The organism is Mesorhizobium sp. M3A.F.Ca.ET.175.01.1.1, from assembly GCF_004791945.1.
Taxonomy (GTDB): Bacteria; Pseudomonadota; Alphaproteobacteria; order Rhizobiales; family Rhizobiaceae; genus Mesorhizobium.
Window position 1 is genome coordinate 1 of sequence record NZ_SRTP01000266.1, and the last position, 316, is coordinate 316.

The 316-nt window shown below is 67.7% G+C and carries 1 pseudogene; it reads right to left on the reverse strand.

Features of this window, described 5'->3' with window-relative positions:
• A pseudogene (locus EN818_RS31590) lies at nt 1–316 on the reverse strand (pilus assembly protein); the annotation flags it as partial.

The following is a 316-nucleotide window of genomic DNA, read 5'->3' on the forward strand; positions in this document are numbered from 1 at the left end:
ATGGCCCGTCAGGCTGCCGTTGCCGCCGGGCTTTATGACGACGTTGCGCAGGACGGAGATGGCCGGGTTGAGCGTGATCTTTCCCGACCAGGTCTTGTCGCAATAGGTGCCGGGCGAGAGCGTGATCGTCTTGCCGTTGGGCATCGTGGTGCAGAGCCCGAAGGGGGGCGGCGTGACGTCGGCCAGCGGATCGAACGAGGCATACTGCTTCTCATGCGGCGTGCCGCACGAAAGCGTGGCGCTGGGCGGCGTCAATCCTTGCGTGGCGCCGACCGTCGAGACGCAAGCGGCGCTGACGATCGCCGAGCCGCCGCGG